Below are 19,367 nucleotides of genomic sequence, written 5' to 3'. Positions count from 1 at the left end.
GTCGGGAATAGCGGAGGCGAGATCGCGTTACACTTGATCGGCCGGGCCGCATAACCCCGGGCTCCAATTTTTGCCGCTGCGAGCGGCCTTCCGCCGAGAGGCGTTCTTGCGGCCCGGTCTTCTCATACCCGGGCCCATCGGACCTCCTCCGCCCTGACGTCTCCGGTCAGGCCAGCGCGTCCATCCGCCACAGCACCGCGGCCGCGGACAGGTCCTGCCCGTAGGCGCTCAATCTCAGCGCCCTCGTAGTGAGCTCGCTCGCCCTCGCCGGTTCCGTCACCTCGTAGTCGTCGGCCAGGTGCGTCGCGCCCGACGCCTGCACGCGGCAGAACGCAGCCGCCCTGTCGAGCGCGACCGCGAAGTCGCCCCGGAAGGCGCCGCGCAGGATGGTGTCGATCAAGGCGACGAGCTCGTCGGGGTTCGCCGGGACCGGCGCTCCGGCGATGACCGCGTCGGCCGACGCGAGCTCGACGCGTCCGCGCTCGTAGAGCAGCGCCGCCGTCTGCGGGTCGCCGTGGATCGCCAGCTGCAGCACGTAGAGCCGCCACAGCGCACCCGGGAGCGTGCGGGAGGGGGCTTTCGACCACAGCTCCGCGATCTCGTCGATGCCGTGCTCGGCAGTGAACGCGACGAGACGCTCGGCGCTGACGCCGCTCTCGTCGGCACGCACCCTGGTGAGCAGGGCGGATGCTGTCGCGTGCGCGACCCGCGTCTCCTCGGCGGGGTCGTGGGAACCGACGATGTTGTCGAAGGCGCTGGTGGGGCGGCGCACAGGGCGATGGTGCTGCTCGGGCATCCCTCCAGGGTACGCGCGTCGAGCAGCGTTCAGGCGGTGGGGATGACGATGACCGGGTCTGAGGTCGGGACGCCGGTGGGTGATCCTCCGGACTGCTCGACCGTCACGGCGATCGCGTCGCCCGCTTTCATCTCACCGCGCAGCTCCGCGGTGGCCTTCCCGTCGTCCACGGAGAACGTGCCCGCCGACACCGCCGTGTCCCCGCGCACGAACCACAGCTCGTACGTCTGCCCGTCGGCCGGAGCGGCGATGCCCTCCGTGACGAGCACGGCCCTGCCCAGGGATGCCGACCAGTGCGCCGTGGCGCTGCCGCCTGCTGCCACGGGCACCTCCGCCTGCTGCGCATCGCCTGATGCCTCGATCTGCTCCAGGGCGACGACGTCCGCCGGCCGGTTCAGATAGGAGCTCAGGGCGGTCGCGCCCATGCCGATGCCGACCAGCAGCACGAGGCATGCGGCGAGCGCGAAGAGGTTCCGCAGTCCGCGACGACGTTCACGGGGAGCCGGCTGGGGGTCCCCCGCGGGCGTGTCCTGCGGGAGAGCCGCAGAAGAGTGCGGGCGGCTCGCGGCATCGCGGCCGCCGTCATCGGTCCTGTCACGGGTCTCGGCGGCCGGGGTCGGAGCAGGAGGAGCCGACGCCGTCTCCCGGTCGCCCTGCGGCGCGTCCGGGATGGCGGAGAGGAGAGCCGAGCGGATGTCCGTCGGAGGCGTCACCGGGGGGACGGGCAGCGCGAGCGCGGCAGCGGCCTCGGCATCCGCTCGGGCGATTCGCCGCCATTCGGGGTGCACGGCCAGGGCGGTGCGGAACCGTCGCTCGTCATCGGGAGACAGCGCGTGCAGCGCCGCCGCCGCGGAGAGCTCTGCGAACTCCTGCTCGTTCATGCCGTCACCCCCATCGCGCTGCGGAGACGCATGAGCCCGTCTCGCATCCGTGTCTTGATCGTCCCCAGCGGTGCTCCCACGAGCACCGCGATCTCGTTCTGACTGTATCCGCCGTAGTAGGCGAGGACGAGAGCCTCCCGCTGCGCCTCGGGTAGCCCCGAGAGCGCATCGACGACCTTCTCTCCCTCGATGCCCATTTCGACCTGCTCGGCGACGCTGTCGTGCGCCACCCCGATGTCCCTGAGTCCCGCCCGCACATCGCGATCGGCACTGGACTGGGATGCACGCACCCTGTCCACCGCTCGACGATGGGCGATCGTCATCACCCAGGTCCGTCCCTGCCCTTTGTTCGGAGCGAAGCGGTCGGCGGATTGCCAGATCTCCAGGAACACCTCCTGGAGCACCTCCTCGCTCTGCGAGCGGTTGACGAGCACGCGGAGGATGAGACCGAACACGCGGGGCGACAGGGTGTCGTAGAGCGCGGCGAACGCCGCCTGGTCGCCGTCGGCGATGCGCCCGAGGAGATCGGCGACGGCATCCCGCGCCGTTCCGTCCTCGGGTACGTCCACCCCGTCGATGACCATCTCCACCAGCATGCCGCATCTCCTCTCGATCCCGTGCAGACCTCACCCGAAGGTGAAGGAATAGACCTGCACTCCGGTGGGCACCTCGAGGGTGAACGACCCCTGGGCGACGGCATCCGCCTTCTCCAGGGCGTAGGAGCGCGGAGTGCCGTCGACGCGGATGCGCTGCTCGTTGCCCTTGTCGTCCCGCACGACGACCTCGCCAGAGCCGGCGACGACCATGCGCACCTCGGCGGCGTGATAGTTCAGGCGGATGCTGCCGGAACCGCCGGACGGCGTCGCGTACTGCGTCTCCACCGTCCAGCCTCCGCCGAGAGCGAAGCTGTCGTCCGGCTGCTTGTCGGGGAGCGCGAAGTCGCGGGTGCCGGAGCGGTACTCCGTGCCGCCGCCGTAGTTCACGTCCTTCGAGGAGCCGAGGAACGTCTCCCGCGTCGTCGAGCCGACGTCCGGTGTCTCATCGACCACATCCGTCGCCGCGGGCAGCTGGACAGCGGGATCGGCGTCCTTCAGCAGCTCTCGGATGAGCTTCTCGGTCGCGGCGTAGTTGCCCTCGCCGAAGGAGATGTGGCGGACGGTCCCCTGCGCATCGATGAGGTAGTGCGCCGGCCAGTACCGGTTGCGGTAGTTCGTCCACGTCGCGAGGTTGTTGTCCAGGGCGACCGGGTAGTCGATGCCGAAGTCGGCGACTCCCGCGGCGACGTTGCCCGGATCCTTCTCGAACGCGTACTCCGGGGAGTGGATGCCGATGACCTCGAGCCCCAGGTCGCGGTACGCGGCATCCCAGGCGACGACATGCGGGAGCGAGCGCTGGCAGTTGATGCAGGAGTACGCCCAGAAGTCGATCAGCACGACCTTGCCGCGGAGGCTCTTCAGATCCACGGCCTCACCCCCAGGGGTGTTGAGCCACTGCTGGATCCCCTTGATCGAGGGCGCCGTGCCGCAGGATTCGAGTTCGGCGGCGCCGTTCGTGCACTTGTCGAGATCCTTGTTCTCGTCGTTCACGAGGCCGCCGAGATCGAGAGCATCCGACACCTGATCGGAATCGGCCAGCCCCTGCTGCAGAGATGACGTGTAGTCGGGCAGAAGGCGCTGCAGCGCCTGCGGGACGTTGAAGACCAGCCCCACGGCGAGCGCGATCATCGCGATCCCCGCGGCGATGCGCAGGCCGCGCTCGCGGGTGCGGAAGGCGCGGATGCGCTCTATGACGCCCCTTCCGGCCAGGGCGAACACCAGGAGCGGCACCGCGACGCCGATCGCGAAGGACACGGTGAGCAGGATCGTCCCGATTCCGATGCGGCCCGTGGAGCCGGCCACGATGATGGCGGCGAGCACGGGGCCCGCGCACGGCACGAACACGGCGCCGAGGGCGAGGCCGACGCCGAACCCGCTGCCCCGGTTCTTGACCTCCCGCTGGCCGAAGCGCTGGAAGGGGCGCTCGAGGATCCGCTCGAACCTCGGCACGAGGAGGCCGACGCCGATGATGACCAGCACGGCGATGCCGACCCAGCGGATGATGTCCTGCGGGAGATTCAGCAGCCCGAGCAGGAGCGATCCGCCGAGGGTGACGAGCGTGAAGCTCAGCACCAGGCCCGCGATCACCAGGTACGGCCGGCTGCGCTTCGCCGGCACGACCTCACCGTCGAACTTCGCCGACTGCGCTCCCCCCGTGAGGAAGATGACCGGGAGCACGGGCAGGATGCACGGTGAGATTCCGGTGATGAGCCCGCCGAGCAGGCCGATGATGATCAGGTCCATGAGGTCCTCGCTTCTGTCGCCCTCTGTTCGCTCTCGACCCCCGTTTCGGATTGGACGGAACTTTCTCCCATCCGATCGGCGAGGGGCTCCGAACAGATGTCGACGCCACGGACGGACCGTGGCCCAGTTCTGAAGGAGCTCGAGATGTTCAGCACCAAGAAGAAGGTCACCGCAGCAGTCACCCTCACGCTGGCGAGCGCATTCCTGCTCTCCGCCTGCACCATGGGCAGCACCCCGGCCGAGGAGACGACGAAGCCGTCGGCGCCGGAGTCGTCTGAGTCGTCGGCACCCGAGACGATGGACCCGGCGGCGAATCTCGTCGGCCCCGGATGCGCGGCATACGCCGACGCGGTTCCGTCAGGAGCCGGATCCATTCAGGGGATGTCTCAGGACCCCGTGGCGGTCGCCGCATCCAACAACCCGATGCTGAAGACGCTCGTCGCCGCGGTGAGCGGTCAGCTCAACCCGGACGTGAACCTCGTCGACACCCTCAACGGCAGCGAGTTCACCGTCTTCGCCCCGGTGGATGACGCGTTCGCGAAGATCGACGCGGCGACGATCGACGGACTCAAGACCGACAGCGCGACGCTGTCGTCGATCCTCACCTACCACGTGGTCCCCGGTCAGATCGAGCCGTCCGACATCGACGGCACGCACAAGACCGTCCAGGGCGCCGACCTCACCGTGACCGGCAGCGGAGACGACCTCATGGTCAACGACGCGAAGGTCATCTGCGGCGGCGTGCAGACCGCGAACGCCACGGTGTACCTGATCGACTCCGTGCTGATGCCCCCGGCCCAGTAAGGCGCGGGACGCCGAGCGGGGTTCTCGGCGCCTCTCGTCCCTCGGGGGAGGACGACGAGAGGGAAGAAGGGCCGCCGGTGCGGGGAGTCGCCGGCGGCCCTTTTCGCGCACACTAGACTGAGAGGACACGGGCCTCTAGCTCAGTTGGCAGAGCATCGGACTTTTAATCCGCGGGTCGTGGGTTCGAGCCCCACGGGGCCCACCGTGAACCTGAGCGCGAAGCGACGGGCGACTAGTCTCCTCCGCGTGCGCGATGGCGGCGCACGGCGGCGCGGTTCGCGCATCGCACCGAGCAGAATCGCTGTCGCCCGTTGCGGGTCACGTCGACCACGACGTTCGTGCAGGGCTCGGCCTCGCAGCGGAGCAGACGCGACATGCCCCGGGTCGACAGGTGCAGGGCCGTGCCCACGGAGATCACCGCCCTCAGGACGAACGCGAGCCGCTGGCCGTCGTCTCGGTAATGCAGGTGCCAGCCCTCATCGTGATGATCCGTGAGTCGCGGATAGGCGGCCGCCGTCGCCATCTGCGCGTTCAGCAGCTCCGCTCGTGGCCGCCCGGGCTCGGCGTCGACGACGCGCAGCCACTCGTCGATCACCCTGCGCGTCAGCTCGTGGTCGTCGGGTTCGTCGGGGAAGTCCATCGTCATCCCGAACTCCCGCGTGCGCGCCTCGATTCCGGCGCGGTCGGCCGGCCAGTCGTTGGCGAGGGATGCCGCCAGGAGGACCGCGTACTCACCGTAAGGGTTGAGATGCATAAGGCCATTACATCACGCTGGATGCATGACCTCCCTGCACACACTTCCGATCCCCCGCCAGACCGCCCCCGTTCACGAGCACGCCTGGCTCGTCGACTCGCGGCATCCGACCAGCGAGGGCCTCGTGCTCTACGTCCGCTGCGACGGGTGCGGCGTCCGTCGAGTCGACGTGCAGGCGCATCCGCAGACGCCGCCGGTCGCGCTGAGCCGCGCTCTCAGGTCGTGAGCTCGGTGAGCGTGCGCACGGTGCGGAGGTTCCGCGCCGTGCCGGCCACCCCGAGCGCACGGTCGAGGACGGCCTTGGTGAGCTTGGTGTTCTGCACGCCGCCCTCGTCGTAGTCGATCCAGAGGTCCCGGCCGATCAGCGCGATCCGCTCCCCCGCGACGAGCCGCTCCGTCAGAGCGTCGACGGCACCCTCGGCCGGCTCCGACTCCAGGAACATCGCGTGCAGCATCTTGTCCTGCGCCGCATCCGGAAACGGGTTCTCTGCGAGCGCGACCTCGAGCTCGGCGTGACTCCGGGCGATCACCGGAGTGTCGACCCCGAACGCCTCCGCGATCAGCGCCCGCACCTCCGCACACGCCGCACCGAGGTCGGCGGGCGCGTCGCACAGGATGTTGCCGCTCGCGATGTACGTGGAGACGGTCGTCAGAGCCGTTCGCGCGCCCAGCAGCTCACGCAGCTCGGCCATGGGCACCCTGTTGCGTCCGCTGACGTTCACCGCGCGCAGGAGCAGTGCGCAGCGCTCCGCGGTCACGCCTCCGCGCTCTCGATGAGCACGGCGCCGGCGTGCGCGAGCTCGGCGAGAGCCGCGGCGCTGGGCTCCGGAGCGACCCCTGCGACGAGGTCGGTGAGTATCCGCACCTGGACGCCGTGTGCGATCGCGTCCAGGGCCGACGCGCGCACGCAGTGGTCCGTGGCGATGCCCACGACGTCCGCACTCAGCACGCCGAACTCCGTCAGCACCGCGGACACGGTCTCTCCGGCATCCGTCGTCCCCTCGAACATCGAGTACGCGGGCCGCCCCTGCCCCTTCCGGACGTGATGCGTGACGGCATCCGTCGCCAGGAGCGGGTCGTAGGCCGCACCGTCGGTGTCGGCGACACAGTGCACCGGCCACGTGTCGACGAAGTCGGGCTGTTCGGAGAAGTGCCCGCCGTTGTCGCCGTCGGCGTCGTGCCAGTCGCGCGACGCGACGATGACACGGTAGTCGGCGGCGTGCTCGGTCAGGAACGTGGAGATCGCGGATGCCACGGCATCCCCGCCCTCCACGGCCAGCGCACCGCCCTCGGTGAAGTCGTTCTGCACATCGACGATGAGAAGCGCTCTGCTCATGATTCCGAGGGTACGCGCTCGGGAAACCAAAAGGCCCCGTGATCTTCATCACGGGGCCTGCTGGAGCCGCTTGTCAGAATCGAACTGACGACCTTTTCATTACGAGTGAAATGCTCTGCCGACTGAGCTAAAGCGGCGCGGTCTCCGATATTACCTGTTTCGGAGCGCGCTCGCGAATCGAGCCGGCATCACTCGCAGCGCAGGCCGTTCTCGGGCACCGTGTCGTCCAGGAAGAAGGCCTCGACGGCCTTGTCCACGCACGTGTTGCCCTTGTTGTAGCCGGTGTGGCCCTCCCCGACGCGGGTGATCAGCACGCCCTCGTCGAGCTGCTTGGCGAGCGACTCCGACCACTCGTACGGCGTCGCCGGGTCGTTGGTGGTGCCGACGACGAGGATCGGCCCCGCACCCTTGGCGTGGATCTCCCCGCGCGTGCCGGTCGGCGGGTACGGCCAGACCGAACAGGAGTCCGGGCCGTCCCAGTACTTGGCGATGGTCGGCGCGCCCTCGGCGATCTTCGCCGTCGACGCGGCCTCGGCCGCGGGGTCATCCTCCACCGGATAGTCCATGCAGTTGTACGCGCGGAACGCCTCGCTGGAGTTGTCGGCGTATGTGCCGTTCTCACGGCCGTTGTAGAAGTCCGCGAGCTGGAACGCGATCGACGGGTCGCCCTGCAGCGCTCCGCTCAGCGCATCGGTGAGGTAGCTCCAGCTGTCTTCCGAGTACAGCGCAGCGATGATCCCTGTCATCAGTGCATCCGCACCCATCCGCCGACCGTCGCCGTTCTTCAGCGGAGAGGCGTCGACGCTCGCGAGCAGCGCTCCGAGATCGGTCATGGCCTCATCGACCGAGCCGTTGAAGGGGCATTTCCCCGAGTCGAGGCAGCTCTTCATGTACGCACGCAGCGCGGACTCGAAGCCGATGGCCTGCGTCGCGCTCACCTCGAGTCCGGAGACGGCGGGGTCGATCGCCCCGTCGAGGACGAGTCGGCCGGCGCGCTCCGGGTACAGCTCTGCGTAGGTCGCGCCGAGGAACGTCCCGTAGGAGTAGCCGAGGTAGTTCAGCTTCTTGTCGCCGAGGACGCCGCGGATCAGGTCCATGTCGCGCGCCGCGTTGATGGTCGTGATGAACGGCAGGATGCCGTTGCTGTTCGCCTCGCACGCCTCGGCGAACTTCTTGTGGGCGGCGAGGAGCTCGGTCTCCCACTCGGCGCTTCCGCGGGGAGCCGCGGGGATGGAGTACAGGTAGTCGTCCATGCCCGCCGCGTCGAAGCAGGTCACTGCGGTCGACCGGCCGACGCCGCGCGGATCGAAGCCGATCACGTCGTAGTTCGCGATCAGGTCGGCGCCGACGGCGTAGTCGAGGCTGTTCTGGATGAGGTCGACACCGCTCGCACCGGGACCGCCGGGGTTCGTGAGCAGCGAGCCCTTCGCCGTGCCCGACGCCTGGTGACGGATCACCGACAGCGTGATCTCGCCGTCGCCGGGGTTCTCCCAGTCGAGCGGCGCCGTGACGTCGGTGCAGTCGAAGCCCGTGCCGCATTCGGTCCAGGTGAGGGTCTGCCCGTAGAAGCGCAGCAGGTTCTCAGCGACGCCCTCGGTGTCGGGAGCGTTGGTCGCCGACGGCTTCGACGACGACTGCTCGGGGATCATCGAGTACAGGCAGCCGGACAGCATGACGGATGCCGCGGCGAGCCCAGCGACCACCATCGCGGCGCGTCGGAAACGGGAAGTCGGTCTGTTGTTCACGGTGTCCTCCCGCTCGTGACGGTCACGAGCAAGCTCTCCAGGGCGAGCAGCGGTGCGACGTTGCGCTCCAGCGACTGGCGTGTCTCGGCAAGGTGGTCAAGTACGACCAGAGTACGTGTCTCCGGCCAGGCATCCGCGAGCGCGCTCAGCTCGGCGCGCAGTTCGCGGTTGATGAGGTCGTCGCCGCGACCGAACTGCAGCATCACGACATCGCGGAACATCGACTGCAGATCGGTGAGCACGCGGTCGATGCCGTCGCGCAGGCTGCGCGTCGCCCTCTTCTTCTGATCGTCTTCGAGCGCGGACAGCTGCGAGCGCAGCGCCGGCGGCACGGCCTGCCCCTCGGCGATGCCCACGGTGCGCAGCAGTGAGGCGCGCTCCGCGGCGTCACGCTCGGCCGTGAGGGTCTTCGCGTCTTCCGTGGCCGCCTGGATGATGCGCCCGGCGACCTCCACGGCGTCGCCGACCCCTCGGACGCTGAGCACCGAGCGCAGCGTCTCGTCGCGACGACGTCGAGCGGCGTCGTCTGTGGCGAGGCGCTGAGCCATGCCGATGTGACGCTGCGCGTGACGGGCGGACTGCTCGGCGACGGCCGCGTCGGCGCCCGTGCGCAGACTGATCAGCCGCGCGACGTCGGCGACGTCGGGCTCGCGCAGCCGCAGCGAGCGGACCCGGGATCGGATCGTCGGCAGCAGATCGGCCTCGCTCGGAGCGCACAGGATCCACACGGTCTGCTCCGGCGGCTCTTCGAGGGCCTTCAGCAGCACGTTCGAGGTGCGCTCGACCATGCGATCGGCATCCTCGACGACGATGACGCGGTACCGCCCGGCCGAGGGCGCGAAGTAGGAGCGCTCGACGAGTGCGCGCGCCTCGGCGATGGTGATGATGACCTTGTCGGTGCGCAGGGCGGTCACGTCGGGATGGGTGCCCGCCAGCACCTGCCGCATGGACGACTCGTCTTCGGGGGTGTCGGCCACGAGCGCCGCGGCGAACGCGTGGGCGAGGGTGGACCTCCCCGACCCCGGGGGGCCCGTGATCAGCCACGCGTGCGACAGCGCAGCCGGGTCGGATGCGGCGCCGCGGAGCGTCTCGACGGCGGCATCCTGCCCCCACACATCGCCCCACGGGAACTCGGCGGCGACGGTCTGGGGCATGTACTCAGCGTAACCTGCGGCGCCGACACCGACTCCCTGGAGGCAGGGCTCAGCCGAGGAGCGACTCCACGCGGACGCGGATCGCCGCGGCGATCTCATCAGCGGATGCCGCGGCGTCGAGCACCAGGAACCGCTCGGGCTCGGCGTCGGCCAGGCGGAGGTACGCGTCGCGCACTCGGGAGTGGAACTCGGTCTTCTCCGCCTCGAGCCGGTCGAACGGCTTGTCGTCCGAGTCGAGCCGCTCTCGCGCGGCCTCCGGATCGAGGTCGAGCAGCACGGTCAGATCGGGAAGCGCCCCCTCGGTGGCCCACAGGGACAGCTCGCGGATCTCGTCGCCGTCCAGCACGCGCCCTGCACCCTGATACGCGACGGACGAGTCGAGGTAGCGGTCCTGCAGGACGACCTCTCCGCGGTCGAGCGCCGGGCGCACGACCGTCGCGACATGATGTGCCCGATCCGCGGCGTACAGCAGCGCTTCGGCCCGAGGGGCGATGTCTCCGCGGTGGTGCAGCACGATGTTGCGGATCAGCTCGCCCACCTCGGAGCCGCCGGGCTCCCTGGTGCGCAGCACCGCATGCCCGGCATCCGTCAGCCAGCCCGCGAGCAGGTTCGCCTGCGTGGTCTTGCCCGAGCCGTCTCCGCCTTCGAGAGTGATCCAGACCCCGCGACCTGCGGTCACGAGCCCGCCTTCTTCGCGGCGTTGGCAGCGCGCGTCGCCGCGGCCTTCTTCGCCGCAGCCGAGCGAGCGGCCGCCTTCTCGGCATCCGTCGGCGCCTTCTTGGCCGCCGCCTTCTTCGCTGGCGCCTTCTTGGCGGGGGCCTTCTTCGCCGGGGCCTTCTTCGCCGCAGCGCCGCGCTTCGGGGCCGGACCCTTCGCACGCTTGTCGGCGAGCATCTGGACGGCGATCTCGAACGTGATGTCCTCGGTCTTCTGCCCCCGCGGGATCGTGACGTTCGTCTCCCCGTCGGTGACGTAGGCCCCGAAGCGTCCGTCGCGGATGCGGATCGGCTTGCCGCTGACGGGGTCGGCGTCGAACTCTGCGAGCGCGCTCGATGCACGACGCGCGCCGGCGCCGTACTTCGGCTGCGCGTAGATCGCGAGCGCCTGGTCCAGTGTGACGTCGAAGATCTGCGATTCGCTCTCGAGGGACCGCGAATCGGCGCCCTTCTTGAGGTAGGGACCGTACCGGCCGTTCTGCGCCGTGATCTCGTCGCCGGACTCGGGGTCGACGCCGACGACGCGCGGCAGGCTCAGCAGCTGGAGTGCGGTGTCGAGGTCGATCGTGTCCACGGACATCGAGCGGAACAGCGAACCGGTGCGAGGCTTGGGAGCCGTGTCCTTCTTGGCGCTCTTGCCGCGGGTGGGCTTCGGCGCCTCGACGACCTCGCCGGTCGACGCGTCGACACCGGCATCGTCGGACACCGGGTCGTTCTCCTGGACGTAGGGGCCGAATCGTCCGTCCTTGACGACGATGATCTTGCCGTTCTCCGGGTTCTCGCCGAGCACGCGGTCGCCGGCGACGGGGGCCTCGATGAGCTCCTGTGCCTTGGCCGCGGTGAGCTCGTCCGGCGCGAGATCCTCCGGGACGTTCACGATGCGCGGCTTCTCGTCGGGAGCCTCCGGGTTCGCGACCTCGAGGTAGGGGCCGTACTTCCCGAAGCGCAGCGTCGCCGTGTCCGTGATGCGCGTGGAGTTGAGCGCGCGCGCATCGATCTCGCCGAGGTTGTCGACGACCTGACGCAGCCCCACCTGCGACTCCGTACCGAAGTAGAAGGACTTCAGCCACTCGACGCGCTTCTGCTCGCCCCTGGCGATCGCGTCGAGGTCGTCTTCCAGAGCCGCGGTGAAGTCGTAGTCGATGAGGTCGGCGAAGTGCTCCTCGAGCAGACGCACGACGCTGAACGCGAGCCAGGTCGGAACGAGGGCCTGTCCGCGCTTGGTCGCGTAGCCGCGATCGATCACGGTGCCGATGATGCTGGCGAACGTGGACGGACGGCCGATGCCGTGCTCCTCCAGCGCCTTGACCAGCGACGCCTCGGTGTAGCGCGGCTTCGGGGTGGTGCGGTGGCCCTTGGCCTCGGCGTCCGTCATCCGCAGCTCATCGCCGACGGCGACCGCCGGCAGGGACTGGTCGTCGGCCGCGTCGCTGTCGCTGCGCTTCTCGTCGCGCCCCTCCTCGTACGCCTCCAGGAAGCCCTTGAAGGTGTAGACAGTACCGGATGCCGTGAACTCGGCCTTCTGCCCGGCGGCGTCGACGGCGATCGTGACGGTCGTGGTCTCGTACTTCGCGTCGGACATCTGGCTGGCGACGGTGCGCTTCCAGATGAGGTCGTAGAGGCGCTGCTCTTCACGGTCGAGCTGTGAGGAGACCGAGGCCGGAGTGCGGAAGGTCTCGCCCGAGGGGCGGATCGCTTCGTGCGCCTCCTGGGCGTTCTTGCTCTTGGATTTGTAGACGCGCGGCTTGAGCGGCACGGCCGCGTCGCCGTAGAGCGAGACCGCCTGGTTCCGCGCCGCCTGCACCGCCTGGGTGCTCAGCGCCGTGGAGTCGGTGCGCATATAGGTGATGAAGCCCTTCTCGTAGAGGCGCTGGGCGACGCTCATCGCCTGCTTCGCGCTCATGGAGAGCTTGCGTCCGGCCTCCTGCTGCATCGTGGAGGTGGTGAACGGGGCGTAGGGGCTGCGCGTTCCGGGCTTCGCCTCGACCTTGGTCACCGTGCCGGCGCCGGCGGCGTCCACGGCGATCGCGAGAGCCGCGGCCTTCTTCTCATCGAGGACGACGACGGCCTTCTTCAGCTTTCCGAGGTCGTCGAAGTCGGTGCCGCGGGCGAGCTGTCCGCCGTCGACGCGCACCAGCCGCACCTTGAAGGCGGATGCCGAGGACGCGAGAGCCTCGACGTCCCAGTAGTCCGCCGACACGAACGCCATGCGCTCGCGCTCGCGGTCGACGATCATGCGGGTCGCGGCGGACTGCACGCGTCCGGCGGAGAGGCCGGTCTTGACCTTGTACCAGAGCACGGGCGAGACGTCCCACCCGTAGAGGCGGTCGAGGATGCGGCGGGTCTCCTGCGCGTCGACGAGGTCGATGTCGAGCTCACGGGTGTTGCCGACGGCCGCCTGGATCGCGTCCTTGGTGATCTCGTGGAACACCATGCGCTTGACGGGAACCTTCGGCTTCAGCGTCTCGAGCAGGTGCCAGGCGATCGCCTCGCCCTCGCGGTCTTCATCGGTGGCGAGCAGGAGCTCGTCCGCCGTCTTCAGAGCTCGCTTGAGTTCGGCGACCGTCTTGGTCTTGCGGTCGGACACCACGTAGTAGGGGTCGAAGTCGTTGTCGACGTCGATCGAGTACTTCCCGTACGCCTGCTTGTCGGCGGCCGGGATGTCCTTCTTGTCCGCGAGATCGCGGATGTGGCCGACGGAGCTGAGCACCTCGTAGCCGTCGCCGAGGTATCCCTGAATCGACCGCATCTTCGTCGGGGACTCGACGATGACGAGCTTCTTGCCTTCAGCCAAGGGTGCGTCCTTTCTTCGAAGCACACCATACACACCACCGCGATGGGTTCGTCGCAGTGGTTCGTGTACGTTCCGCCGTCAACTCCCCTCGGGTGGCCCTGCTCGGGCTCGGGAGACGGCAGCGAGTCCAGCGTACGCCGCCTCGACCTGGACGGTCGCCACGAGCCCCTCCAGGACGCACACGGTGAGCACAGCATCGGAGGCCGCCGCGACGCGCGCGGCGAGGGCGCAGGGCTCCTCCGACGCCGCGACGGCGCCGGAGGCTGCATCCGCCGCCGCGAGCGCCGCCGCGTCGGCTGCACCGGCCGCGCGCTGCGCCGTCACAGCCGCCCCGCCGACGGCGGCGAGCCCGAGAGACAGCCCGGCCGCGACGACGAGGACGCCGGCGGCCAGCACCGAACCGGCCATCAGCGGCCGCCGCTCAGGGCGCAGCTCGACGCGCGCATCGGCAGCGTGAGGACGCCGCCGATCGCGACGTCGACGCTCGCGGTGACGCAGACCAGTCCGCCGTCGTCGCGGCTGGCGACCCCCGCACCGGGAACAGCAGCGGTCACCGCTCCGGCCGCGGCTCCGGCCCCCTCTCCGCGGCCGAGGATTCGTGCGGCGTCGGCTGCGGCATCCTGCAGCGACACCTGGCGCGCAGCGGCGCTCAGGGCTCCCGCACCGAGCAGGATCGTGAGGACGACCGCGGGCAGAGCGAGGGCGAGTTCGGCGGCGACGGATCCGCGATCGCAGCCGGCGCCGAGGCGACGAGGCATCACGACACCGTCAACGACCGGCGCACCATGTCGGTGAGGATGCCGCGCACCTCGTCGGAGCGCAGGACGAAGATGAGTGCGCCCGCGAATGCGACGGCGGCCATCGTCGTGATGACGTACTCCGCGGTCGCGGCTCCGGTGTCGTCGCCGAACAGCTGCGCGGCGCGGCGACGGGTGAGAGGAGGGATGGTGGTCATGGTGTTCCTTTCTTTCTGTGTGGTCCCTGTCGTTCACAGGGAGAGCGACGTCGTCGTGAGCACGCTCAGCAGCAGCGGCGCCACGCCGAGGAGCATGAAGGCGGGCAGAGAGCACACGCCCAGTGGGATCAGAAGCCTGGTGGACAGGGCCGCGGCGCGCAGCCGACCGGCGATCCGCGCCTGGTGACGCTCCTGGGCGGCCGACGCCCGCAGCAGCTCGCCGGCCGGGACACCGGCGGCGCGCGACAGCGCGAGCACCGTGTCGATGCGGTCGCGACCGCCGTGGCGCGAGGCGGGACTCTCGGACACCAGCTTCAGTGCGCGTTCGACCGAGGCCCCGCCTGCCAGCGCCACCGCGACGAGCTCAGCCTCCATGCCCGGCGTCCCGGGTGCCGGCTTCGCCCGCTCGAGGAGCCGTTTCGTCCAGGTGCGCGCGGCGAGCATCAGCAGCAGACCCGCCGCGACGCACGCCGCGCCGATCGGAGTGCCGACGATCACGCCCACGGTGTCGAAGCCGAGTGCGAATCCGAGGAGAAGACCGGCCAGCGGCATGAGGAGCAGCAGCCTCGCGGTGCCGGCGGGCTCGGCCAACGCGATCCGCACGTCATCTGCGGCCGAAGCCGCGTCGCGCAGCGTCTCCGCGATCATCCGCAGCACCTCGGCCAGCGGCGCCCCTACGGTGGTCGCGATCTCCCAGGCGGCGGCGAGATCCAGCCACGCCCCTCCCTCCGCCTCGATCGCCGCGACGAGCGGAGTGCCCTCATCCGTCCTCGCCACCACGGCGGCCGCATGCGCGTCGCCCGTCTCCGCCAGGTGCCTCCAGGCGACGAGCGGAACCGCTCCGGCCTGGAGCAGCACCGCAAGAGTCTGCACGGAGGTCGCGGCATCCGCCCCTGTGTCGACGGGGCGCCTGCGCCGCAGCCTCACCACGGGATGACCTCTTCGATGTCGAGACGATCATTTTTCATGAGGAATCTCCCCGTCTGCGCGATGCGCCTGGCACCTCCCGGCGCCCTCGCCAGATGCAGGACGACCGTGAACGCGCTGACCGTCTGCCTCGCCAGGGCGGTGGCGTCCATCCCGGCGAGGGCGCCCAGCGCCTCCAACCGCGCGGGCACGTCGCTCAGCCCGCTGGCGTGCAGGGTTCCCGCCCCGCCGTCGTGCCCGGTGTTCAGAGCGGTGAGCAGCTCGCGCACCTCTTCGCCGCGGCACTCGCCGACCACGAGCCGGTCGGGGCGCATCCGCAGCGACTCCCGCACGAGCCTGGCGAGGCTGATACCGCCCGCCCCCTCGAGATTGGCCTGTCGCGCCTCGAGGGCGACGTGGTGAGGATGCCGAGGGCGGAGCTCCGCGACGTCTTCGATCGTCACGATCCGCTCCGTCTCCGGTACGGCGGCGAGCAGCGCGGACAGCAGCGTGGTCTTTCCGGTGCCGGTGCCCCCGGTGATGAGGATGTTGGCTCGTTCGTGGACGAGCCGCAGCAGCCACGCCTGCAGCCTGGCGTCGAAGGCGCCGAGCGCCGCGAGGGCGTCGAGATCGGCTGCTCGCACACGAGGGATGCGGATCGACAGCGCCGTGCCCGACGTCGAGACGGGGGCGAGCACCGCATGGACGCGGATGCCGGAGTCGAGGCGCACGTCGACGCAGGGCGCCTGATCATCGAGGTGCCTGCCTCCGAGCCCCACGAGCCCGACGGCGAGATCGCGGACCTCGCGTTCGGATGCCGCCCATCCTGGTGCAGCCTCCGCCCCCCGTCCGCGATCGACGAAGAGGCCGGACGCGCCGTTGACGAAGATGTCGGTGACCTCCTCGTCGACGCAGTACTCGACGAGCGGACCGAACCGCGGATCGACGACCAGCGGACCGCCAGGCGTAGACGCTGCGGCCGCACCGGACTGCTCGACGCCGCGTGGACGGATGATGAAGGGATCGCTCATGCCCCGACGCTAGGGCTGTCGTCGTGCTCGCAGATCGCCCGAGAGGTCTCATCCCCGGGAGCTGTGCACAACTGCTCCGAACACGCATCGGTGCAGAGAAGACCACCATGACGAGGGAGCGCTCCCAAACGAAGAAGGGCGGCACCTCGCGGGGGGAACGAGATGCCGCCCACGGCGGCACTCGATCGGGGGAATCTGGCACGCCAAGGCCGGAATGAGAATTCGGCTGTGGTCGAGTGTACGCAAGGCGACCGTCCTGACAAAACCAGGACGAGTACCGACTTTCGGCAGTATGCGGTGCAGATGCGCGAGACTAGATTCTCGTTGACCTGAACGTGCCGCCCACCGCCTTGCCGTGCACGACAGCTTTGCCGCAAAGGAGCGCCTGCCGATGAGCAGCCAGATCGACCATCTTCTCGATGAGACCCGCCAGTTCCCGCCGTCCGAGGAGTTCGTGGCGCAGTCCATCTCCTCCCCCGCTCTATACGAGAGCGCAGCGGCCGATCGCGAGGCGTTCTGGGCAGGACAGTCACGCGAGCTGCTGCACTGGCACACGCCGTTCACGCAGGTCCTGGACTGGTCGACGCCGCCGTTCGCGAAGTGGTTCGACGACGGCGAGCTCAACGTCGCCTACAACTGCCTCGACCGCCACGTGGAAGCGGGCAACGGAGACCGCGTCGCCCTGCACTGGGAGGGCGAGCCCGGCGACTCCCGGTCGATCACGTACGCGGAGCTGACCGACGAGGTCAAGCGCGTGGCGAACGTCCTCGAAGGACTCGGCATCGGCCACGGCGACCGCGTCGCCATCTACCTCCCGATGATCCCCGAGGCGATCGCGGCGATGCTCGCGGTCGCCCGACTCGGCGCGATCCACTCCGTCGTCTTCGGCGGCTTCAGCGCCGACAGCCTCCGCTCCCGCATCGACGACGCCGGAGCCAAGCTCGTCATCACCGCAGACGGCGGCTATCGCAAGGGCAAGGTCTCCGCCCTGAAGCCCGCCGTCGACCAGGCCCTCGCCGACCGCGGCGACGGTGAGCAGCAGACCGTCGAGCACGTGCTCGTCGTCAAGCGCGGCGGCAATGACGTCGACTGGAACGACGACCGCGACATCTGGTGGCACGACGTCGTGCCTGCGGCATCCGCAGAGCACGAGGCCCAGGCCTTCCCCGCGGAGAACCCGCTGTTCATCCTCTACACGTCGGGGACCACCGGCAAGCCGAAGGGAATCCTGCACACCTCGGGCGGCTACCTGACCCAGGTCGCCTACTCGCACAAGTACGTGTTCGACCTGCACCCAGAGACCGACGTCTTCTGGTGCACCGCCGACATCGGCTGGATCACCGGGCACAGCTACGTGGCCTACGGTCCCCTCGCCAACGGCGCGACCCAGGTGCTGTACGAGGGCACGCCGGATGCTCCGCACCCGGGTCGCTGGTGGGAGATCATCGAGAAGCACAAGGTCTCGATCTTCTATACGGCGCCGACCGCCATCCGCTCCTTCATGAAGATCGGCCGCGCGATCCCCGCGAAGTTCGACCTGTCGTCGCTGCGTCTGCTCGGCTCGGTGGGCGAGCCCATCAACCCCGAGGCGTGGATGTGGTACCGCGAGGTGATCGGCGCCGGAACGACCCCCATCGTCGACACCTGGTGGCAGACCGAGACCGGCGCGATCATGGTGTCCGCCCTGCCCGGGGTGACCGCGACCAAGCCCGGTTCCGCCCAGGTTCCCCTGCCCGGTATCACGATCGACGTGGTCGACGAGTCGGGCGTCGAAGTCGGCAACGGCAACGGCGGCCTGCTGGTCATCACCGAACCGTGGCCCAGCATGCTGCGCGGCATCTGGGGCGACCCCGAGCGCTACCGCGAGACCTACTGGGAGAAGTTCGAGGACGAGGGGTACTACTTCGCCGGCGACGGCGCGCGTCTCGACGACGACGGAGACCTGTGGCTGCTCGGCCGGGTGGACGACGTGATGAACGTGTCGGGTCACCGCCTCTCCACCGCCGAGATCGAGTCGTCCCTTGTGGCGCACGAGGCCACGGCGGAGGCCGCCGTCGTCGGCGCGTCGGACGAGACGACCGGCCAGGCCGTCGTCGCCTTCGTCATCATCAAGGAGAGCTACCTCGCCGCGCACGATCCTGCGGGTCTCGCCCAGCAGCTGCGGCTGTGGGTCGGCGAGCAGATCGGCGCGATCGCCCGCCCGCGCGACGTCTACATCGTCGGCGAACTCCCCAAGACGCGCTCGGGGAAGATCATGCGCCGCCTGCTGCGTGACGTCGCGGAGGGTCGCGAGGTCGGCGACACCACGACGCTGGCCGACACCGCGGTCATGAGCATCATCTCCGCGCAGGTGAAGTAGACCGAACGGAAAGAGAACGCCCCTCCTGAAAGCTCAGGAGGGGCGTTCTCGTTCTGTCAGGATGCCGGATGCCGTCAGGCGAGGATGAAGACGACCTCGACCTCGACGGGGCTGTCCAGGGGCAGCACCGGGACGCCCACCGCTGCACGCGCGTGGCGGCCCGCCTCGCCGAAGATCTCGCCCAGCACCTCGCTCGCGCCGTTGATGACGCCGGGCTGGCCGGTGAAATCCGGAGTGGAGGCGACGAAGCCGCCGACCTTAAGCACGCCGGCGATGCGGTCGACGCCGCCCGCGGCATCCGCAGCGGCCGCGAGCGCGTTCAGCGCACAGGTGCGCGCATAGAGGTTCGCGTCCTCGGCGGTGACCTCGGCGCCGACCTTTCCGGTCGTCGGCAGCGCCCCGCCCGAGAAAGGCAGCTGACCCGAGGTGTAGACGAGGCCCGCGTGCACCACGGCGGGGACGTACGAGGCGACGGGCGCCGCGACGGCGGGGAGCTGGATGCCGAGCTCGGCGAGACGGGCGGAGACGGTCATGCCGCGCCCCCTTCGAACTGGCGGGCGGCCTCGGCCGCGGCGGCCAGACCGGCGTTCGCAGAGGCGTCCGCCGTCACCGGGCGCTTGAGGTAGGCGACGAGCCCTCCCTCAGGCCCCTGCACGACCTGCACGAGCTCCCAGCCCTGCTTGCCCCAGTTGTTCAGGATCGCCGCCGTGTTGTGGATCAGCAGCGGCGTGGTCAGGTACTCCCACGTGGTCATGGCACTCCTCGTTCTGACGGCATCCGTGCCGTATCGCGTCAAA

General features: G+C 69.6%; 21 protein-coding genes and 2 tRNA genes. 4 read left to right on the top strand and 19 right to left on the bottom strand.

The features are described 5' to 3' along the window. Nucleotides 1-166: 166 nt before the first annotated feature. Genes LC438_RS05410 through LC438_RS05395 form a run of 4 tightly spaced genes read right to left on the bottom strand, consistent with a single transcriptional unit; the run spans nucleotide 167 to nucleotide 4,016 of the window. Nucleotides 167-796 carry a DNA-directed RNA polymerase subunit beta gene (locus LC438_RS05410; RefSeq protein ID WP_223586043.1) on the bottom strand — a complete coding sequence of 210 codons (630 nt, stop codon included), beginning with the start codon at nucleotides 794-796 and terminating at the stop codon, nucleotides 167-169. Nucleotides 797-825: 29 nt separating this feature from the next. Then, nucleotides 826-1,677, bottom strand: coding sequence for an anti-sigma factor (locus tag LC438_RS05405; protein ID WP_223586042.1), 852 nt, complete (start codon nucleotides 1,675-1,677; stop codon nucleotides 826-828). Next, nucleotides 1,674-2,273 carry an ECF RNA polymerase sigma factor SigK gene (gene sigK, locus LC438_RS05400; RefSeq protein ID WP_223586041.1) on the bottom strand — a complete coding sequence of 200 codons (600 nt, stop codon included), beginning with the start codon at nucleotides 2,271-2,273 and terminating at the stop codon, nucleotides 1,674-1,676. Before sigK ends, LC438_RS05405 begins: the two co-directional genes overlap by 4 nt. A gap of 30 nt (nucleotides 2,274-2,303) precedes the next feature. Continuing rightward, the gene (locus tag LC438_RS05395) at nucleotides 2,304-4,016 is read right to left on the bottom strand and encodes a cytochrome c biogenesis protein DipZ (protein WP_223586040.1); all 1,713 of its coding nucleotides are present in this window, start codon (nucleotides 4,014-4,016) and stop codon (nucleotides 2,304-2,306) included. A gap of 144 nt (nucleotides 4,017-4,160) precedes the next feature. On the opposite strand from LC438_RS05395, the gene LC438_RS05390 reads away from it, so the two are divergent. Continuing rightward, nucleotides 4,161-4,820, top strand: coding sequence for a fasciclin domain-containing protein (locus LC438_RS05390; protein WP_105674057.1), 660 nt, complete (start codon nucleotides 4,161-4,163; stop codon nucleotides 4,818-4,820). 129 nt (nucleotides 4,821-4,949) lie between these two features. Then, nucleotides 4,950-5,022, top strand: a tRNA-Lys gene (locus LC438_RS05385). Between the two features lie 30 nt (nucleotides 5,023-5,052). Here LC438_RS05385 and LC438_RS05380 read toward each other — a convergent pair. Then, complete coding sequence (locus LC438_RS05380; protein ID WP_223586039.1) at nucleotides 5,053-5,574, bottom strand: CGNR zinc finger domain-containing protein; 522 nt, start codon at nucleotides 5,572-5,574, stop codon at nucleotides 5,053-5,055. Nucleotides 5,575-5,599: 25 nt separating this feature from the next. Here LC438_RS05380 and LC438_RS05375 point away from each other — a divergent pair, with 25 nt between their 5' ends. Beyond that, entirely contained in the window at nucleotides 5,600-5,800 is a 201-nt protein-coding gene (locus tag LC438_RS05375; RefSeq protein ID WP_223586038.1) for a hypothetical protein, read from the top strand. Here LC438_RS05375 and LC438_RS05370 read toward each other — a convergent pair. The 12 genes from LC438_RS05370 to LC438_RS05315 form a co-directional block, all read right to left on the bottom strand. Next, nucleotides 5,790-6,332 (bottom strand): DUF1697 domain-containing protein, encoded by a 543-nt coding sequence (locus LC438_RS05370; protein WP_223586037.1) that lies wholly within the window; start codon nucleotides 6,330-6,332, stop codon nucleotides 5,790-5,792. The genes LC438_RS05375 and LC438_RS05370 overlap by 11 nt on opposite strands. Further along, nucleotides 6,329-6,910, bottom strand: a complete 582-nt coding sequence (locus tag LC438_RS05365) for an isochorismatase family protein (RefSeq protein ID WP_223586036.1) — start codon at nucleotides 6,908-6,910, stop codon at nucleotides 6,329-6,331. The genes LC438_RS05370 and LC438_RS05365 overlap by 4 nt, the downstream gene beginning before the upstream one ends. 61 nt (nucleotides 6,911-6,971) lie before the next feature. Then, a tRNA-Thr gene (locus LC438_RS05360) sits at nucleotides 6,972-7,047 on the bottom strand. A gap of 51 nt (nucleotides 7,048-7,098) precedes the next feature. Continuing rightward, nucleotides 7,099-8,616 carry an alpha/beta hydrolase gene (locus tag LC438_RS05355; RefSeq protein ID WP_223586035.1) on the bottom strand — a complete coding sequence of 506 codons (1,518 nt, stop codon included), beginning with the start codon at nucleotides 8,614-8,616 and terminating at the stop codon, nucleotides 7,099-7,101. A 35-nt stretch (nucleotides 8,617-8,651) separates the two neighbouring features. Beyond that, nucleotides 8,652-9,809 (bottom strand): DNA polymerase III subunit delta', encoded by a 1,158-nt coding sequence (locus LC438_RS05350; RefSeq protein ID WP_105674069.1) that lies wholly within the window; start codon nucleotides 9,807-9,809, stop codon nucleotides 8,652-8,654. A gap of 49 nt (nucleotides 9,810-9,858) precedes the next feature. Continuing rightward, nucleotides 9,859-10,488 (bottom strand): dTMP kinase, encoded by a 630-nt coding sequence (gene tmk, locus LC438_RS05345; RefSeq protein ID WP_105674071.1) that lies wholly within the window; start codon nucleotides 10,486-10,488, stop codon nucleotides 9,859-9,861. After that, nucleotides 10,485-13,319, bottom strand: coding sequence for a type I DNA topoisomerase (gene topA / locus LC438_RS05340; RefSeq protein WP_223586034.1), 2,835 nt, complete (start codon nucleotides 13,317-13,319; stop codon nucleotides 10,485-10,487). Before topA ends, tmk begins: the two co-directional genes overlap by 4 nt. A gap of 78 nt (nucleotides 13,320-13,397) precedes the next feature. Further along, nucleotides 13,398-13,727, bottom strand: coding sequence for a helicase (locus LC438_RS05335; RefSeq protein WP_105674075.1), 330 nt, complete (start codon nucleotides 13,725-13,727; stop codon nucleotides 13,398-13,400). After that, nucleotides 13,727-14,077, bottom strand: a complete 351-nt coding sequence (locus LC438_RS05330) for a TadE family type IV pilus minor pilin (RefSeq protein WP_223586033.1) — start codon at nucleotides 14,075-14,077, stop codon at nucleotides 13,727-13,729. The genes LC438_RS05335 and LC438_RS05330 overlap by 1 nt, the downstream gene beginning before the upstream one ends. Then, nucleotides 14,077-14,274 (bottom strand): DUF4244 domain-containing protein, encoded by a 198-nt coding sequence (locus LC438_RS05325; RefSeq protein WP_105674079.1) that lies wholly within the window; start codon nucleotides 14,272-14,274, stop codon nucleotides 14,077-14,079. The genes LC438_RS05330 and LC438_RS05325 overlap by 1 nt, the downstream gene beginning before the upstream one ends. 33 nt (nucleotides 14,275-14,307) lie before the next feature. Then, a complete protein-coding gene (locus tag LC438_RS05320; RefSeq protein WP_223586032.1) occupies nucleotides 14,308-15,204 on the bottom strand; it encodes a type II secretion system F family protein in 897 nt (298 codons plus the stop codon). Next, nucleotides 15,198-16,211, bottom strand: coding sequence for a TadA family conjugal transfer-associated ATPase (locus LC438_RS05315; RefSeq protein ID WP_223586031.1), 1,014 nt, complete (start codon nucleotides 16,209-16,211; stop codon nucleotides 15,198-15,200). The genes LC438_RS05320 and LC438_RS05315 overlap by 7 nt, the downstream gene beginning before the upstream one ends. A 391-nt stretch (nucleotides 16,212-16,602) precedes the next feature. Between LC438_RS05315 and acs the strand changes: the two genes are divergently transcribed. Continuing rightward, entirely contained in the window at nucleotides 16,603-18,570 is a 1,968-nt protein-coding gene (gene acs, locus LC438_RS05310) for an acetate--CoA ligase (protein ID WP_223586030.1), read from the top strand. A gap of 74 nt (nucleotides 18,571-18,644) precedes the next feature. Here the strand turns inward: acs and LC438_RS05305 are convergent, their stop codons facing one another. Continuing rightward, nucleotides 18,645-19,103, bottom strand: coding sequence for a RidA family protein (locus LC438_RS05305; RefSeq protein ID WP_105674087.1), 459 nt, complete (start codon nucleotides 19,101-19,103; stop codon nucleotides 18,645-18,647). Continuing rightward, on the bottom strand, nucleotides 19,100-19,324 hold the full coding sequence (locus LC438_RS05300) for a hypothetical protein (protein ID WP_105674089.1): 225 nt from the start codon (nucleotides 19,322-19,324) through the stop codon (nucleotides 19,100-19,102). The genes LC438_RS05305 and LC438_RS05300 overlap by 4 nt, the downstream gene beginning before the upstream one ends. Nucleotides 19,325-19,367 lie beyond the last annotated feature (43 nt).

Origin of the sequence: Microbacterium sp. OVT16B, from assembly GCF_019969705.1 — a bacterium.
Lineage (GTDB): Bacteria > Actinomycetota > Actinomycetes > Actinomycetales > Microbacteriaceae > Microbacterium > Microbacterium natoriense.
This window is presented reverse-complemented; position numbering and strand designations above follow the sequence as displayed.

Bases quoted from the DNA above. Each gene is read 5' to 3' on its own strand.
- LC438_RS05405 (WP_223586042.1), bottom strand. From the start codon at position 1,677: ATGAACGAGCAGGAGTTCGCAGAGCTCTCCGCGGCGGCGGCGCTGCAC.
- LC438_RS05300 (WP_105674089.1), bottom strand. From the start codon at position 19,324: ATGACCACGTGGGAGTACCTGACCACGCCGCTGCTGATCCACAACACG.
- LC438_RS05355 (WP_223586035.1), bottom strand. From the start codon at position 8,616: ATGGTGGTCGCTGGGCTCGCCGCGGCATCCGTCATGCTGTCCGGCTGC.
- LC438_RS05335 (WP_105674075.1), bottom strand. From the start codon at position 13,727: ATGGCCGGTTCGGTGCTGGCCGCCGGCGTCCTCGTCGTCGCGGCCGGG.
- acs (WP_223586030.1), top strand. From the start codon at position 16,603: ATGAGCAGCCAGATCGACCATCTTCTCGATGAGACCCGCCAGTTCCCG.
- LC438_RS05410 (WP_223586043.1), bottom strand. From the start codon at position 796: ATGCCCGAGCAGCACCATCGCCCTGTGCGCCGCCCCACCAGCGCCTTC.
- LC438_RS05365 (WP_223586036.1), bottom strand. From the start codon at position 6,910: ATGAGCAGAGCGCTTCTCATCGTCGATGTGCAGAACGACTTCACCGAG.
- LC438_RS05375 (WP_223586038.1), top strand. From the start codon at position 5,600: ATGACCTCCCTGCACACACTTCCGATCCCCCGCCAGACCGCCCCCGTT.
- LC438_RS05330 (WP_223586033.1), bottom strand. From the start codon at position 14,077: ATGCCTCGTCGCCTCGGCGCCGGCTGCGATCGCGGATCCGTCGCCGCC.
- LC438_RS05395 (WP_223586040.1), bottom strand. From the start codon at position 4,016: ATGGACCTGATCATCATCGGCCTGCTCGGCGGGCTCATCACCGGAATC.
- LC438_RS05325 (WP_105674079.1), bottom strand. From the start codon at position 14,274: ATGACCACCATCCCTCCTCTCACCCGTCGCCGCGCCGCGCAGCTGTTC.
- LC438_RS05315 (WP_223586031.1), bottom strand. From the start codon at position 16,211: ATGAGCGATCCCTTCATCATCCGTCCACGCGGCGTCGAGCAGTCCGGT.
- LC438_RS05305 (WP_105674087.1), bottom strand. From the start codon at position 19,103: ATGACCGTCTCCGCCCGTCTCGCCGAGCTCGGCATCCAGCTCCCCGCC.
- LC438_RS05350 (WP_105674069.1), bottom strand. From the start codon at position 9,809: ATGCCCCAGACCGTCGCCGCCGAGTTCCCGTGGGGCGATGTGTGGGGG.
- sigK (WP_223586041.1), bottom strand. From the start codon at position 2,273: ATGCTGGTGGAGATGGTCATCGACGGGGTGGACGTACCCGAGGACGGA.
- LC438_RS05380 (WP_223586039.1), bottom strand. From the start codon at position 5,574: ATGCATCTCAACCCTTACGGTGAGTACGCGGTCCTCCTGGCGGCATCC.
- LC438_RS05390 (WP_105674057.1), top strand. From the start codon at position 4,161: ATGTTCAGCACCAAGAAGAAGGTCACCGCAGCAGTCACCCTCACGCTG.